This window comes from Flavobacterium filum DSM 17961 (assembly GCF_000425465.1).
Lineage (GTDB): Bacteria > Bacteroidota > Bacteroidia > Flavobacteriales > Flavobacteriaceae > Flavobacterium > Flavobacterium filum.
Window position 1 is genome coordinate 68,164 of the sequence record NZ_AUDM01000011.1, and the last position, 14,841, is coordinate 83,004.

The following is a 14,841-nucleotide window of genomic DNA, read 5'->3' on the forward strand; positions in this document are numbered from 1 at the left end:
GATTATTTATACATAACCTTTTTTACCGCTTTAACAACATCTCCAGCATTTGGCAACCATTCTTTTAAAAGTGTTGGCGAATAAGGAGCCGGTGTATCGGCGGTTGTAATTCTTTGTACCGGAGCATCTAAATAATCAAAAGCTCTTTCTTGTACCATATATGTGATTTCAGAAGCCACACTAGCAAATGGCCAAGCTTCTTCTAAAACTACCAAACGATTTGTTTTTTTCACAGAATTAATGATAGCATCATAATCCATTGGACGAACGGTTCTTAAATCGATGATTTCACACGAAATTCCTTCTTTAGCCAATTCATCGGCAGCTATAAAAGCTTCTTTGATGATTTTCCCAAAAGAAACAATCGTCACATCTGAACCAGCTCTTTTGATGTCTGCCACTCCAAGTGGAATGGTATATTCGCCTTCCGGAACTTCCATTTTGTCACCATACATTTGTTCAGATTCCATAAAAATTACAGGATCATTATCACGAATTGCAGATTTTAATAATCCTTTTGCATCATACGAATTCGATGGAACCACCACTTTTAATCCAGGCGTATTGGCAAACCAATTTTCAAATGCTTGTGAATGTGTAGCGGCTAACTGACCGGCAGATGCAGTTGGTCCTCTAAAAACCATTGGCATAGGAAACTGTCCGGCTGACATTTGACGCATTTTTGCTGCATTATTAATAATTTGATCAATTCCAACCAAAGAGAAGTTAAACGTCATGAATTCTACAATCGGACGACAACCGTTCATGGCAGAACCAACCGCAATTCCGGCAAAACCAAGCTCTGCAATTGGCGTATCGATTACTCTTTTCGGACCAAATTCATCTAACATTCCTTTTGATGCTTTGTAAGCACCGTTATATTCAGCTACTTCCTCACCCATTAAATAAACGCTTTCGTCACGACGCATTTCTTCACTCATCGCTTCTGCAATAGCTTCTCTAAATTGAATTGTTCTCATATGGATATTATCTTAAATTCATTTTTACGAAAGGCAAAAATAAAAATTAAAAATCACTTTACTGCAAAATTTTACTTTAAAATAGTGGTCAATTTATTCCGCTGAAATTTTACATTCTTTTCATTTTTACTACTTGATTTTTTAAAAACATTAGTTAAAATTTTACGAAAACGATTTAGTTTTAAAAAAATATTATGCACGCATAGTAAAATTAGAAAAAATATTCGTAATTTCGTAACCGAAAAATAATTTAATTCTATTATATGAAAATATTAGTTTGCATCAGTCACGTGCCTGATACTACTTCAAAAATTAACTTTATTAATGGTGATTCAGAATTTGACACGAATGGTGTTCAGTTTGTAATCAATCCGAATGATGAGTTTGGTTTAACGCGTGCGGTTTGGTTTCAAGAACAACAAGGAGCAAATGTAACTGTTGTAAATGTGGGCGGACCTGATACAGAGCCAACTTTAAGAAAAGCATTAGCGATTGGAGCCAATGAAGCTATTCGTGTAAATGCTAATCCTATGGATGGTTTTTTTGTAGCCAAACAATTAGCAGAAGTAATCAAACAAGGTCAATATGATTTAGTTATTTGCGGAAAAGAATCATTAGATTACAATGGCGGAATGGTTCCCGGAATGATTGCAGGATTGTTAGGTTATAATTTCGTAAACTCTTGTATTGATGTAAAAGTTGATGGTAACTCTGCAACAGCAGTTAGAGAAATTGACGGTGGAAAAGAAACTACTTCTACTTCATTACCATTAGTAATTGGTGGACAAAAAGGGTTAGTAGAAGAAAAAGACTTACGTATTCCGAACATGAGAGGAATTATGACTGCCAGAACCAAAGCCTTAACTGTTTTGGAATCGGTTGGAGCAAACAACAATACTAAAGCGGTGAAATTTGAAAAACCGGCACCTAAATCTGCCGTAAAATTAGTTAGTGCCGATAATTTAGATGAATTAGTAAATTTATTACACAACGAAGCGAAGGTTATTTAGTAAGGAGTTGGGAGTTTTTAGTTGGGAGTTAATAGATAGCAATTTACCCTCTTTTAAACTTTTTAAACCTTTAAACTTTTAAACCTCTTTTAAACATTTAAACAAAAAAATTATGTCATTATTACTATACGCAGAATCCGCAGAAGGAAAATTCAAAAAAGTAGCTTTTGAGTTAGCTTCTTATGCAAAAAAAGTAGCAGAATCATTAGGGACAACTGTTACAGCAGTTACTATAAATGCTGGCGATGTTTCTGAATTATCAAAATATGGAGTAGATAAAGTATTGAAAGTTACCAATGATAAATTAAGTTCTTTCAATGCAAAAGCGTATGCTGATGTTATCAAACAAGCCGCTCAAAAAGAAAATGCAAAAGTGATTGTTCTTTCTTCTACAACTGACAGTATTTATTTGGCTCCGTTAGTTGCAGTTGGTTTAGAAGCCGGTTATGCTTCAAATGTGGTTGGATTACCTTTAAGCACTTCACCATTTCAAGTGAAAAGAAATGCCTTTTCCAATAAGGCTTTTAATATTACCGAAATTTCTACCGATGTAAAAGTAGTAGGATTAGCCAAAAACTCATATGGATTAGTTGAAAGCAATTCTTCATTATCAACCGAAGATTTTTCGCCAAGTTTAAACGATGCTGATTTCTCTGTTAAAGTTGAGAATGTAGAAAAAGTAACCGGAAAGGTAACCATAGCCGATGCAGAAGTGGTCGTTTCTGGTGGTCGTGGATTAAAAGGTCCAGAGAATTGGGGATTAGTTGAAGAATTAGCAACTGTTTTAGGAGCGGCAACTGCTTGTTCAAAACCGGTTTCTGATTTAGGATGGAGACCTCATAGTGAGCACGTTGGACAAACCGGAAAGCCAGTAGCAACCAATTTATATATTGCGATAGGGATTTCAGGAGCTATTCAGCATATTGCCGGAATCAACTCATCAAAAGTAAAAGTAGTAATCAATTCAGACCCGGAAGCTCCTTTCTTTAAAGTAGCCGATTATGGAGTGGTTGGAGATGCTTTTGAAATTGTTCCTAAATTGACTCAAAAATTAAAAGAATTTAAAGCTCAAAATTCATAATTTTTTATAAATTGTGCCCTTATTGGGCTATCTAAATTGAGATAGTTGTATCTTTGTTTAGATAGCCCAATTTTTTATTAGTAATTAAACATAAATGCTTCACTTTTAGTGAATTGTTATACTATGAGTCTTGTAAAACTAGCCATAAAAGGAATTTCTTATAGCCAAACCCAAAACGGTGCATATGCCCTAATATTGAATGAAGTTGATGGAGAACGAAAATTACCTATTGTAATTGGAGCATTTGAAGCCCAATCGATTGCCATTGCTTTAGAAAAAGAAATTAAACCTCCTCGCCCCCTCACACATGATTTGTTTAAAAGTTTTGCCGATCGTTTTGATATTGTGGTAAAACAAGTTATCATTCACAAATTAGTTGATGGTGTTTTTTATTCCAGTATTATTTGCGAACGCGATAAAATTGAAGAAATTATCGATGCTCGAACGTCTGACGCTATTGCTTTGGCCTTACGATTCAACGCTCCCATTTTTACGTATAAAAACATTTTAGACAAAGCTGGTGTTTATTTAAAAGGAAATACCATGGAACCTGAAAATGCCGAAAATGAGGATCAAGGAGTTTTAAGCACACCTGAAACATTTGGTATTGAGGAATCCACAAAAGATATTTATAGTTCAAAAACGATTAAAGAGTTATATGAATTATTAAACGAAGCCGTTCAAAATGAAGACTATGAAAAAGCGGCAAAAATCAGAGATGAAATCTCCAAAAAAGAATCTTAAATAACACATCTTCCAATCACATTATAATGTATAAAAAAATCGTTTTACTATCATTAACCTTGTTGTTCACACTTGGTTTCAAAGCTCAAGAGTTAGAAAAAAAATGGCAATTGAGTTCTTCTAAATCGGATTATTTAGTATTAAAAGAGGGTAGCTATGAACTAAAAATTACATCTGACAGTCTTACACAAAAAGGAGATTATTTAGTTCAAGACAACTGCCTTTTTTTATTTGAAAATGGTGCAGATGCTCCAACAAAACGATTTATAATTACCTCAAAATCAGATTCGCTTTTGACTTTAAAATCGAAAGACAAAGCCTATTCTTTTTTTGCCTCTAATAAAATAGAATCGGTTCAAAATCAAGGTAAATTAATTGCCAGTGAAGGCTTTACTATTACTAGTTTGTGGAAAGGCGTATTAGGAATGTTGTCGCTTCTTTTCATTGCTTACATTTTCAGTTCCAACCGAAAAGGAATTAATTGGAAAACGGTTGTGATTGGTGTTTTAGCACAGTTAATTTTAGCTATTGGAGTGCTAAAAGTCGAATTTATTAAAAATCTTTTTGAGTTTGTTGGCGGATTGTTTGTAAAAGTTTTGGATTTTACAAGAGCTGGAAGTGAATTTTTATTGGGTGGCATGATGAATGTAGATAATTTCGGTTTCATCTTCTTATTCCAAGTTTTACCAACGATTATTTTCTTTTCTGCCTTAACTTCTTTGCTATTTTATTTAGGCATTATTCAAGTTGTTGTAAAAGGTTTAGCGATGCTTTTAACCAAAATTTTAGGTATTTCAGGAGCAGAAAGTTTATCTGTAGCTGGAAACATCTTTTTAGGACAAACCGAAGCTCCATTGATGATTAAAGCTTATTTGGAGAAAATGAATAAAAGTGAAATTCTCTTGGTTATGGTTGGTGGAATGGCCACAGTTGCCGGAGGAGTTTTAGCAGCATACATTGGATTTTTAGGCGGAAATGATCCTGTTTTGCGTTTGGAATTTGCTAAACATTTACTTGCTGCGTCAGTTATGGCAGCTCCGGGAGCGATTGTTGTGTCAAAAATGTTATTTCCGCAAACGGAAACTATCGATACCAATGTAGAGGTTTCAAAAGAAAAAATCGGTTCAAATATATTAGATGCAATAGCTACAGGAACAACAGAAGGGTTAAAATTAGCCGCCAATGTTGCAGCGATGTTATTAGTTTTTATTGCTTTTATTGCGATGATAAATTACACCTTAGGTTGGATTGGCGGTTGGTCTGGATTAAATGAAGTTATTGCCTCAAACACACCTTATTCTAAATTTTCATTAGAAACTATTTTAGGAATTGTGTTTGCCCCCTTAATGTGGTTAATTGGTGTGGCTCAAGAAGACGTCATGTTAATGGGGCAATTACTGGGGATAAAATTAGCCGCATCTGAATTTGTGGGCTACATTCAATTGGCTGAGTTAAAAAATGCCGCTTCTACGATTCATTTTACGTATGATAAATCAGTAATCATGGCGACTTATATGTTATGTGGTTTTGCCAATTTTGCTTCCATCGGAATTCAAATTGGAGGAATTGGGTCATTAGCTCCAGGTCAACGTAAAACACTTTCTGAATTTGGTTTAAAAGCGGTAATTGGTGGAAGTTTAGCATCTCTGCTTTCAGCTACAATTGCCGGAATGATAATTGGATAGGTGATGGGTAATTGGTGATGGGTAATTGGTGATGGGTGATGGGTGATGGGAGAAATAAAAAAGATTAAAAATTTTATTAAGTATATAACCTTTAAATTAATATAAGCCATGAGAAATTTTAGAGAATTAGACATTTGGAAAGAATCAAGAATTTTAGTCAAAGAAATTTATTTTTTGATGAAACAAATGCCTGAGGAAGAAAAGTTTGGGTTAACCTCTCAAATGAAAAGAAGTTCAATCTCAATTCCATCAAATATTGCTGAGGGTTGTGCAAAAAAATCTAATAAAGATTTTGCAAGATTTTTAGAAATTAGTTTAGGGTCATGTTATGAACTGGAAACTCAATTAATTTTGTCTGTAGATTTAGATTTTTTGCAAGAAAATAAAATTAATAATATTATCAACTCAACTCAATTGATTGAAATGAAGATTACGTCATTTATTAATTATTTAAATAAGCACAATTAAAAACCTTTTACCATTTACCAATAACCTATTACCTCCATTAAAATGAAACAGTATCATGATTTAGTCAAACACGTTTTAGAAAATGGTTCACAAAAAGGCGACCGAACCGGGACAGGAACCATCAGTGTTTTTGGGTATCAAATGCGTTTTGATTTAAGTGAAGGTTTTCCGATGGTGACCACCAAAAAACTACATTTGAAATCGATTATTTATGAGTTGTTATGGTTTTTAAAAGGCGACACAAACATTAATTATCTCAAAGAAAATGGTGTAAAAATTTGGGACGAATGGGCCGATGAAAATGGCGATTTAGGTCCGGTTTACGGACACCAATGGCGAAATTGGAACAGTGAAGAAATTGATCAAATTACCGAATTAATAGAAACGTTGAAGAAAAATCCAAATAGCAGAAGAATGTTGGTTTCCGCTTGGAATCCTTCTGTTTTACCGGATACATCGAAATCATTTGCAGAAAATGTAGCCAATGGAAAAGCGGCTCTTCCACCCTGTCATGCCTTTTTTCAATTTTATGTGGCTGATGGAAAATTAAGTTGCCAATTGTATCAACGCAGTGCAGACATCTTTTTGGGCGTACCATTTAATATTGCTTCATACGCTTTATTAACCATGATGATTGCACAAGTTTGTGATTTACAACCCGGTGATTTTATTCACACTTTTGGTGATGCACATATTTACAACAACCACATTGAACAATTGGAATTACAACTTTCACGTGAACCAAGGCCATTACCAAAAATGGTTTTGAATCCGGAAGTTAAAAATATTTTCGATTTTACATTTGATGATTTTACGTTGGAAGGATATGATCCGCATCCGCATATTAAAGGAGTTGTTGCTGTTTAAAATTTACTTATGAAATATCAATTATTCTTTTTTTTATTTTCATTTTCTTTGTTAAGTCAAGAAATTAAATCTCAAAAGTATTATCCATTTACGGATATCTGCAACATAGAGTCAGATTATTATGATTGTGAAAGAGAAGTTTTTGAAAAAGAAATAGTAGGATTAATTACTCCTGAAATTGAAAATGACATCATTAGGAAAATGATAGACAACAAAGCTTCTTTAACTTTTGCTTTTGTTTACGGTCCAAATAAACCTATTAGAGAAGATATTGATATTGACTTTGTAAATGAAGAATTGAAAATTAAAATAATTCAATTTTTACTTCAATTACAACCCTATCCAAGCGTTGAAAATCCTGAGGATATACTTAAAGCAAAACGTTTTGAATTTGTTTTTTTAAAAAATTCAGACAACAAACTTATTATTGCTAGTACTGAATTATTAAAAGAAATGAAATATAAATCTCAATTAAAATTTATGATTGGACCTCATCCGTCAGAATGTGCAAATTCAGCTGATTTAGAAGGTTGTGTTAATAAATATTTCTCAAATCATATAGTCAAAAATTTTCGATATCCGAATAAAGCACTAAGAAAAGGGATTGAGGGCAGAGTTGAATGTAAATTTTATATTGATAAAAGCGGAATGTTAATTATTCAAGAATTAAGTGGTCCTGATAAAATGCTGGAGGACGAAGCCGAAAGAATTTTGAAAAAAATTCCAAAATTTGTAAATGGAACAATTAAAGGGATTCCCGTAAAATTTTCGCTAAGTATACCTATTACTTTTAAACTTGACTAAATAATCACACAATAACTATTTAAAAGGATGTATAAAATTAGAATTTTGTTTTTTCTTTTATGTATTAATTTGATTTCAGCTCAAACAGAAGAGAGCGAGAATCAAGAAAATGTTTCTTTTCAAATTATTGAAGATGTTCCAATTTTTCCGGGTTGCGAGGAAATTTCTATGAAAGAAAGAAAACATTGCTTCCAAGAAAAAATACAAGAACATATTAAAATTAATTTCAGATACCCTAGAGCTGCAATTAAAGATAAAATTCAGGGAAAAGTATTTATTTCCTTTATAATTGAAAAAGATGGTAGTGTTAACATAAGTAAAATAAGAGGTCCACATCCTATTTTGGAGGATGAAGCAAAAAGAATATTTTCATTATTGCCAAAAATGATACCCGGTTATCAAAAAGGCAAGCCCGTAAGAATGTCAATGGCAATTCCTTTAACATTCAAGTTGACATAAAAAAACCACCTTAAAAAGAGGTGGTTAAATTTAAATTTTAAGCTATTCTTAAACCGCTACAACACTATTTTCAGCAGCAGCAAAATCATTCCATTTGTAAGCATCTGCTTGATCGTCGTTTACAAATTCTCCGTCAACTAAATAACGGAATTCGTACGAATTAGAAGCCGGTAATTCAAATGTTGCTTTGAATGTTCCGTTTTTCAACTTGCTTAATTCTCCTTCTTTTGGATTCCAGTTGTTGAAATCACCAACAACAGCGGCAGTAGTTGCCTCTTTTGCTTCGATTGAAAAAGTTACTTTACAAACCGGTTTTGTTTTTATAAATTGTTTCTTAATTGCCATAACTATCTAATTTTTAGAATTATGCTACAAAGAAACAAACAGAATAATGAAAATCAAATAGTTAGCGTTACTTTTATCATTTTATTAAAAAGTTAGTCTAAAAAAACACTATTCTACAATTTATAACCAGTTGATTTGCATATATGAAAACAGGAAAACGGTTTCGTAATTCATTTTACGTAATTTGATTTTTTTATTTTTCAAAAAAACTTTACCTTTCAATGCCAAAAAACAGCAAAATTTATGGATATGAATACGGAGCAACATGAAAAATATGAATATGCTCGCAGACGAATAAAACAAAAGAAAAGATTATATTTTCACTTTGTCTTGTTTTTAGTGGGTAGTTTATTTTTCTTTTTAATCGAAAAATTCTTTGATATTCAACCTTTTGAAGGATGGTATTTATGGGCTGTAACGCTTTGGTTTTTTCTATTCATCCTTCATTTTATTAAAGTTTATATCACCGACCGGTTCATGAATAAAGAATGGGAAAGAGAACAAATTGAACGCTTAATGGCAAAACAAGAACAACGCATTAAACAACTGGAACAAAAAGTTGAGAATGACATCAATTCAAAAAAAGTAGAATAAGCATGATTATTATGATTGCTGCTGCGGCAGAAAACAATGCCTTAGGAAAAAACAACGATTTGGTTTGGCATTTGCCCAATGATTTTAAACGATTTAAAGAACTTACTTCCGGTCATTATATCATAATGGGAAGAAAAACGTTTGAAAGTTTCCCAAAATTACTACCCAATAGAACACACATAATTATTACTCGTCAAAAAAATTATCAACCTGACCATTGTATTGTTGTGGATAGTTTAGAGAAAGCATTAGAATATATCCCCGAAGAGGAAGATGGATTTATCATAGGCGGTGGAGAAATCTACAAACAAGCTATTAAAATTGCCGATATTATAGAACTTACTCGTGTTCATGCTTCTTATGAAGCAGATACTTTTTTCCCAGAAATTAATGATGATGAATGGCAACTTATTGAAGAAGAATACCATCCTAAAGATGAAAAGCACGCAGTAGATTTTAGTTATTTAACCTACATCCGTAAATAAAAAAAACATCCCTTTCGGGATGTTTAGAATCATTGTTTCATGTTTGAGTAGCCTATTCAAGCATCAGTATCTGATAACTTAATATAAAAATTACCACTGCCAGAAAAACTCCAGAAATGAAGATTACGACATTGGCAAACCTCTGAGAATACATCTCAAAGAAACCTTTAATACCAAATACCACAAAGGTACTAAAGGCGAAAAAAACTAAAATTTCCAAAAACAAATTTAACCCTAAGAACGTGCTTGGCACCCCAACTGCAGAACCGCTTAATAAAACGGAACTGTCGATACTGCTAACAAGAAAAAATGTGATGACTAGTGCCAATAGTATCCATTTCATTTCAGCTTTAATAACTCTTGATAACATGTAAACAAGTAATTGATTCATGTTGTAAAATTCAACATTAAGAATCATATACACAATCCCTAAAAATAGGGATTTTTTATATCACTAAATTTAGTGATATTTTGTTTATTCTTTTTATAAAAAAAGTAAACATTTTTTACTTCTTAAAATTTTAATCCTAAACATTTAACCCTTATATTTGTCCAAAATATAATTATGGCGAAAATAGTAACTCCCTACAAAGATTCTTCACTTGGCAAAAAAGAACAGGTTGCCCAGATGTTTGACACCATTTCAGGGAATTATGACGGCTTAAATCGTGTAATATCTTTTGGTACAGACATCAAGTGGAGAAAAAAAGTGTTATCGATAGTTGAAGCCAAAAATCCAACTACAATTCTTGATATTGCAACCGGAACAGGAGACTTAGCCATTCTTCTTTCTAAAACTAAAGCAAAAAAAATAATAGGTTTAGATATCTCTGCCGGCATGCTAGAAGTAGGGAAAAAGAAAATTATACATAAAAAACTAGATGACCGAATTGAAATGATTTTGGGGGATTCTGAAAATCTTCCATTTGAAGACAGTTCAATTGATGCGATAACAGTAGCATTTGGAATTCGAAATTTTGAAAACCTTGAAAAAGGGCTTTCTGAAATTGTAAGAGTATTAAAACCAAATGGTGTTTTTGTGATTTTAGAAACTTCTGTCCCTCAAAAATTTCCTTTTAAACAAGGGTATCATTTTTACACAAAAAATATTCTTCCTCTTATTGGCCGTCTTTTTTCGAAAGACAATTCAGCTTATGCTTATTTATCTGAATCGGCTTCCGTTTTTCCATTTGGCGAAGAGTTAAACAATATTTTGAGAAAAATTGGGTTTATAGAAGTGAAAGCTATGCCGCAAACATTTGGTGTAGCCACAATTTATTCTGCTTCAAAACAATAAAATGAAAGCCATATATAGCATATTATTCTCCATAATAGCGTTTCAAAGTTATGCCCAATTTGGTAGCATTTTTGGCAAAGACCCTATTATCCATCTTGAAAATTTCGATAAACAAAGAGTACATTGGGGTTATTATCTCGGATTCAATTCTTTAGATTTTAAAATTGACCAAAACAGATTGGCCGATGAGATTGTTTCAGAAAACACATTAGGATTTAATGTGGGATTAGTTGGCGATTTGAGAATTTCGAATCATTTGAACCTTCGTTTTGAACCGGGTTTATATTACACCCAAAGAAATTTAACTTTCCCTGGTTTTGATAACAAGTTTGATGCATTAAGAGAGGTTAAATCTACATACATTTTTTTTCCACTTCTTTTGAAATTTTCTGCCCAACGAACCGGAAATATTAAACCTTTTATAGTTGGTGGTGTTTCAACGGCCTTAAATCTTTCCAGCAATGCGAAAGCCAAAGATGACAATGAAAACAATCGATTTAGAATGATTCCGTGGACTAATTTTTATGAAGTTGGTTTTGGTATCGACATTTACTTGGAATATTTTAAATTTTCACCGTCCATTCGTGGTGTTTTCAGTATGGATGACGAATTAAAAAGAGATAATGATCCGAATAGCCCGTGGACGTCTTCTGTTCAATCTATGAGTACAAGAGGATTTTTTATCAACTTTACATTCCACTAACCATTTCTTTTGAATTCGCTCAATAAAATGGCAGTTGCCGTTGCAGCATTCAAACTTTCAGTAACTTGAAGTTTTCCAAATCGTGGAATGCAAATTCGCTTTTGAATGTGTTTTTCTACTAGATTGCTAATGCCATTTGCTTCATTTCCAATGACTAGCACTGCATTTTCAGGAAGTTCTTGTTGATAGACATTTTCACCATCCATAAATGCTCCATATATAGGTAATTGAATGTCGTCAAAAAAATCAATTAAATTGGTATACCATACATTTACTCTACTGATTGAACCCATAGAAGCTTGTACCACTTTTGGATTAAAAACCTCTGTGGTATCTTCAGAACAAACAATATCTTCAATTCCAAACCAATCTGCTAAACGAATAATTGTCCCTAAATTTCCCGGATCTCTAATGGCATCTAAAGCCAGTAGTAAACCATTGGTTTTCGGCTTTCTAAAAGAAGGCATTTCTACTATCGCCAAGCAATCATTTGCAGTGGTTAAACACGTAATTTTTTTTAAATCTGTCTCTGAAATCAGAGTAGGAATAAGCGAAGAAGAAAAGGAAATATCTTCATTTGTGGCATAGATTTCGCTAATCGTAAAACCAGCATCAACCAATTCTTGAATTACTTTTTTACCTTCAGCAATAAACAATTTAAGTTCATTTCTTGTTTTTTTCTGTTTTAAAGCTGTAATTCGTTTGATTTGATTTTTACTAAGCATAAAAAAATGTACTTTTGATTAAATTTTGAAAAGCTTGAAAAGAATTTTCACAAAAATATCATTTATAATTGTATTCATCATTGTTTTTTACGCTTGTGATTCTACCAAAAGAGTTCCAAACGGTAAAAATCTTTTAACAAAAACCGAATTAAAGGTAGATGAAAAAGTGATTAGTGATGAAGAACTTACTAATCTTTTAATACAAAAACCCAATCCAAAAGTTTTAACCATTCCTTTTAGTTTACATATTTACAATTTGGGAAGACCCAATCCTGATTCGGTTTTTGCAGCAAAATACATTTATGACACCCTCAAATTCAGACGCACAGCAAAGTTGCTTTCTGAAAAGCAAGTTTATCGACTTGGTGAATCGTTTTGGCATAAAGGAGTGCATACATTTTTAAAAAATACCGGAGACGAACCGGTATTATATGATGAAATTAAAAGCAAGAAAACTATCAACCGATTAAAGTCACATTACTTCAATGAAGGTTATTTTAATGTAAAAGCATCCTACACAACAGATAGTTTGGGCCCTAAAAAAGTAAAATCTACTTTTTTAGTTCAATTAGGAGAACCATATAAAATTGACAGTATTTCAACAGTTATAGCTTCTCCAGCCTTGGATTCTTTATATATATTGACAAAATCCAATTCCTTAATAAAAAAAGGAAACAATTATAATTCATCCGTTTTTGATGAAGAAAGAAGTCGGTTAACTGCTTTTTTTAGAAATAATGGAGTGTATAATTTTCAACAAAATTTCATCACTTATGACATTGATACTATTGATACCGGTAAAAAGGCAAATGTAAAAATTTTGATTAGTGATTTTACTTATCGTGATGGTGACACTATTCGAACTAAACCTTTCCAAGTCCATAAAATAAGTGAAGTAAACATTTATACCATCAACCCTAACCAAAGAAATAATGCTACCATCACAGACAGTTTAACGTATAACAATTATAATTTATTCAGTTCAGGAAAATTTAAATACAAACCAAAATCAATTACCAATGCTGTATTCATTACAAAAGGCGGAACGTATGCTGATTTTAAAAATAATCTTACCACAAGGTCGCTAAGCAATTATAAAGTGTTCACTTATCCCTCTATTCAGTACAAAATCAATGAAAAAGATTCGATTCAAAATTCTTTAATTGCCTCTATTTTTTTAAATCCGCGACCTAAATACAGTTTTGGAGCATCGTTTGATGTTACGCATTCAAATATTCAAGATTTTGGAATAGCTGGTCAGTTAACATTCTCCATTCGAAACTTGTTTAATCGTGCAGAAACACTTGAAATTTCAGGTAGAGGTAATATAGGATCTTCTAGAGATTTGGCTAATCCTGATAATCGATTTTTCAATATTTCAGAATTTGGTGGAGATATTAGAATTAATTTTCCACGTTTTCTATTCCCATTTGCTTCAGATAAGATTATTCCAAAATCAATGTTTCCTTCAACACAATTAAGTGTTGGTTTTGCGAAACAACAAAACATTGGTTTAGATAAAGAAAATTTAACCGGAGCTTTTACTTATAACTGGATTCCAAAACGAAACAACACTGTAAAATTTGATTTATTTTCCATTCAATATGTAAAAAATATTAATATTAGTAATTACTTTAATGTATATCGCTCTTCTTATAGTGCTCTGAATGCTATCTCAAAAAATTACACTGTACCAGAAGAATATTATGATGATGGAAATTTAATTATTAACTCCGGAACAGATGGTTTCTTAAATGATGTATTAGGTGAAAACCCAACCATTTTTACGACAACAAACGATTTTAGAGAAATCCGAAGTATACAAGAAAGAAAAGAAAGACTAACTGAAAACAATCTCATACTAGCCTCTAGTTATAGTTTTACAAAAACCACCAAAACGGGAATCTTAGATTATAATTTTTATGTTTTCAGAGCAAAAATTGAATCTGCCGGAAATGTGTTATCACTTTTAGCTAACGCTTCCAACCAACCCTTAAACGATAAAGGAAACCGAACTATTTTTGACATTGAATTTTCGCAATATTTAAAAACAGAATTTGAATACATCAAACATTTTGAGCTAAAAAGACAAAATGTAATTGCAACTAGAGTTTTCCTTGGAGTTGCAGTCCCTTATGGAAACTCAAACAACATTCCTTTTTCACGAAGTTACTTTGCCGGAGGTATTAATGATAACAGGGCTTGGAGACCTTATAGTCTTGGCCCTGGTAGAAGTGGCTCACAGAATGATTTTAATGATGCCAACTTAAAATTGACCTTAAATGCTGAATACCGATTTAATGTTACCCAAAAAATAAAAGGAGCATTGTTTGTGGATGCTGGAAATATCTGGAATTTTTTAGATAACATTGAAAATGAAGAGGCAAAATTCAACGATTTATCTTCTTTAAAAGACATTGCTGTTGGTTCCGGATTCGGAATTAGATATGACTTTGGATTTGTGGTAGCTCGTTTTGATGTTGGTTTTAAAACGTTTGATCCTGCTGTTAATACTGAACAAAGATGGTTTAGAGATTACAACTTCAGTAACTCCGTTTTTAACATTGGTATCAATTATCCTTTCTAAATCGTTA

The 14,841-nt window shown here is 32.4% G+C and carries 17 protein-coding genes; 13 read left to right on the forward strand and 4 right to left on the reverse strand.

Translation table 11 applies throughout. The features are described from left to right. Nucleotides 1–2 precede the first annotated feature (2 nt). On the reverse strand, nucleotides 3–980 hold the full coding sequence (locus tag H601_RS0108055; protein ID WP_026711035.1) for a pyruvate dehydrogenase complex E1 component subunit beta: 978 nt from the start codon (nucleotides 978–980) through the stop codon (nucleotides 3–5). Between the two features lie 263 nt (nucleotides 981–1,243). Here H601_RS0108055 and H601_RS0108060 point away from each other — a divergent pair, with 263 nt between their 5' ends. From H601_RS0108060 to H601_RS15470, 8 genes are all read left to right on the forward strand, one after another. Continuing rightward, complete coding sequence (locus tag H601_RS0108060; RefSeq protein WP_026711036.1) at nucleotides 1,244–1,990, forward strand: electron transfer flavoprotein subunit beta/FixA family protein; 747 nt, start codon at nucleotides 1,244–1,246, stop codon at nucleotides 1,988–1,990. Between the two features lie 112 nt (nucleotides 1,991–2,102). Continuing rightward, complete coding sequence (locus H601_RS0108065; protein WP_026711037.1) at nucleotides 2,103–3,071, forward strand: electron transfer flavoprotein subunit alpha/FixB family protein; 969 nt, start codon at nucleotides 2,103–2,105, stop codon at nucleotides 3,069–3,071. A gap of 123 nt (nucleotides 3,072–3,194) precedes the next feature. Further along, complete coding sequence (locus H601_RS0108070) at nucleotides 3,195–3,815, forward strand: bifunctional nuclease family protein (RefSeq protein WP_026711038.1); 621 nt, start codon at nucleotides 3,195–3,197, stop codon at nucleotides 3,813–3,815. Between the two features lie 26 nt (nucleotides 3,816–3,841). Then, nucleotides 3,842–5,500 carry a NupC/NupG family nucleoside CNT transporter gene (locus tag H601_RS0108075; protein ID WP_026711039.1) on the forward strand — a complete coding sequence of 553 codons (1,659 nt, stop codon included), beginning with the start codon at nucleotides 3,842–3,844 and terminating at the stop codon, nucleotides 5,498–5,500. A gap of 108 nt (nucleotides 5,501–5,608) precedes the next feature. Beyond that, on the forward strand, nucleotides 5,609–5,968 hold the full coding sequence (locus tag H601_RS0108080) for a four helix bundle protein (RefSeq protein WP_026711040.1): 360 nt from the start codon (nucleotides 5,609–5,611) through the stop codon (nucleotides 5,966–5,968). A 42-nt stretch (nucleotides 5,969–6,010) separates the two neighbouring features. After that, a complete protein-coding gene (locus H601_RS0108085; RefSeq protein ID WP_026711041.1) occupies nucleotides 6,011–6,835 on the forward strand; it encodes a thymidylate synthase in 825 nt (274 codons plus the stop codon). Nucleotides 6,836–6,844: 9 nt separating this feature from the next. Beyond that, entirely contained in the window at nucleotides 6,845–7,639 is a 795-nt protein-coding gene (locus H601_RS16140; RefSeq protein WP_026711042.1) for an energy transducer TonB, read from the forward strand. Between the two features lie 69 nt (nucleotides 7,640–7,708). Next, complete coding sequence (locus H601_RS15470; protein ID WP_169628259.1) at nucleotides 7,709–8,098, forward strand: energy transducer TonB; 390 nt, start codon at nucleotides 7,709–7,711, stop codon at nucleotides 8,096–8,098. A gap of 48 nt (nucleotides 8,099–8,146) precedes the next feature. Here H601_RS15470 and H601_RS0108100 read toward each other — a convergent pair whose 3' ends face one another. Continuing rightward, nucleotides 8,147–8,443, reverse strand: a complete 297-nt coding sequence (locus H601_RS0108100) for an isoamylase early set domain-containing protein (protein WP_026711043.1) — start codon at nucleotides 8,441–8,443, stop codon at nucleotides 8,147–8,149. A gap of 249 nt (nucleotides 8,444–8,692) precedes the next feature. Between H601_RS0108100 and H601_RS0108105 the strand changes: the two genes are divergently transcribed. Both H601_RS0108105 and H601_RS0108110 read left to right on the forward strand, forming a co-directional pair. Then, a complete protein-coding gene (locus H601_RS0108105; RefSeq protein ID WP_026711044.1) occupies nucleotides 8,693–9,037 on the forward strand; it encodes a 2TM domain-containing protein in 345 nt (114 codons plus the stop codon). A gap of 2 nt (nucleotides 9,038–9,039) precedes the next feature. Further along, nucleotides 9,040–9,522 carry a dihydrofolate reductase gene (locus H601_RS0108110; RefSeq protein WP_026711045.1) on the forward strand — a complete coding sequence of 161 codons (483 nt, stop codon included), beginning with the start codon at nucleotides 9,040–9,042 and terminating at the stop codon, nucleotides 9,520–9,522. 52 nt (nucleotides 9,523–9,574) lie between these two features. Here the strand turns inward: H601_RS0108110 and H601_RS0108115 are convergent, their stop codons facing one another. Next, nucleotides 9,575–9,913, reverse strand: coding sequence for a hypothetical protein (locus H601_RS0108115; protein ID WP_245571629.1), 339 nt, complete (start codon nucleotides 9,911–9,913; stop codon nucleotides 9,575–9,577). Between the two features lie 174 nt (nucleotides 9,914–10,087). Here H601_RS0108115 and ubiE point away from each other — a divergent pair, with 174 nt between their 5' ends. Both ubiE and porT read left to right on the forward strand, forming a co-directional pair. Next, a complete protein-coding gene (gene ubiE / locus H601_RS0108120; protein ID WP_026711047.1) occupies nucleotides 10,088–10,819 on the forward strand; it encodes a bifunctional demethylmenaquinone methyltransferase/2-methoxy-6-polyprenyl-1,4-benzoquinol methylase UbiE in 732 nt (243 codons plus the stop codon). A gap of 1 nt (nucleotide 10,820) precedes the next feature. After that, nucleotides 10,821–11,522, forward strand: coding sequence for a type IX secretion/gliding motility protein PorT/SprT (gene porT, locus H601_RS0108125; RefSeq protein ID WP_026711048.1), 702 nt, complete (start codon nucleotides 10,821–10,823; stop codon nucleotides 11,520–11,522). Here porT and H601_RS0108130 read toward each other — a convergent pair. Next, nucleotides 11,519–12,247, reverse strand: coding sequence for a TrmH family RNA methyltransferase (locus H601_RS0108130; RefSeq protein WP_026711049.1), 729 nt, complete (start codon nucleotides 12,245–12,247; stop codon nucleotides 11,519–11,521). The two genes, porT and H601_RS0108130, sit on opposite strands and share 4 nt — an antisense overlap. 34 nt (nucleotides 12,248–12,281) lie before the next feature. Between H601_RS0108130 and tamL the strand changes: the two genes are divergently transcribed. Beyond that, nucleotides 12,282–14,834: a translocation and assembly module lipoprotein TamL gene (tamL, locus tag H601_RS0108135; RefSeq protein WP_026711050.1), complete on the forward strand. Its 2,553-nt coding sequence runs from the start codon at nucleotides 12,282–12,284 to the stop codon at nucleotides 14,832–14,834. The last annotated feature ends 7 nt before the right edge of the window (nucleotides 14,835–14,841 follow it).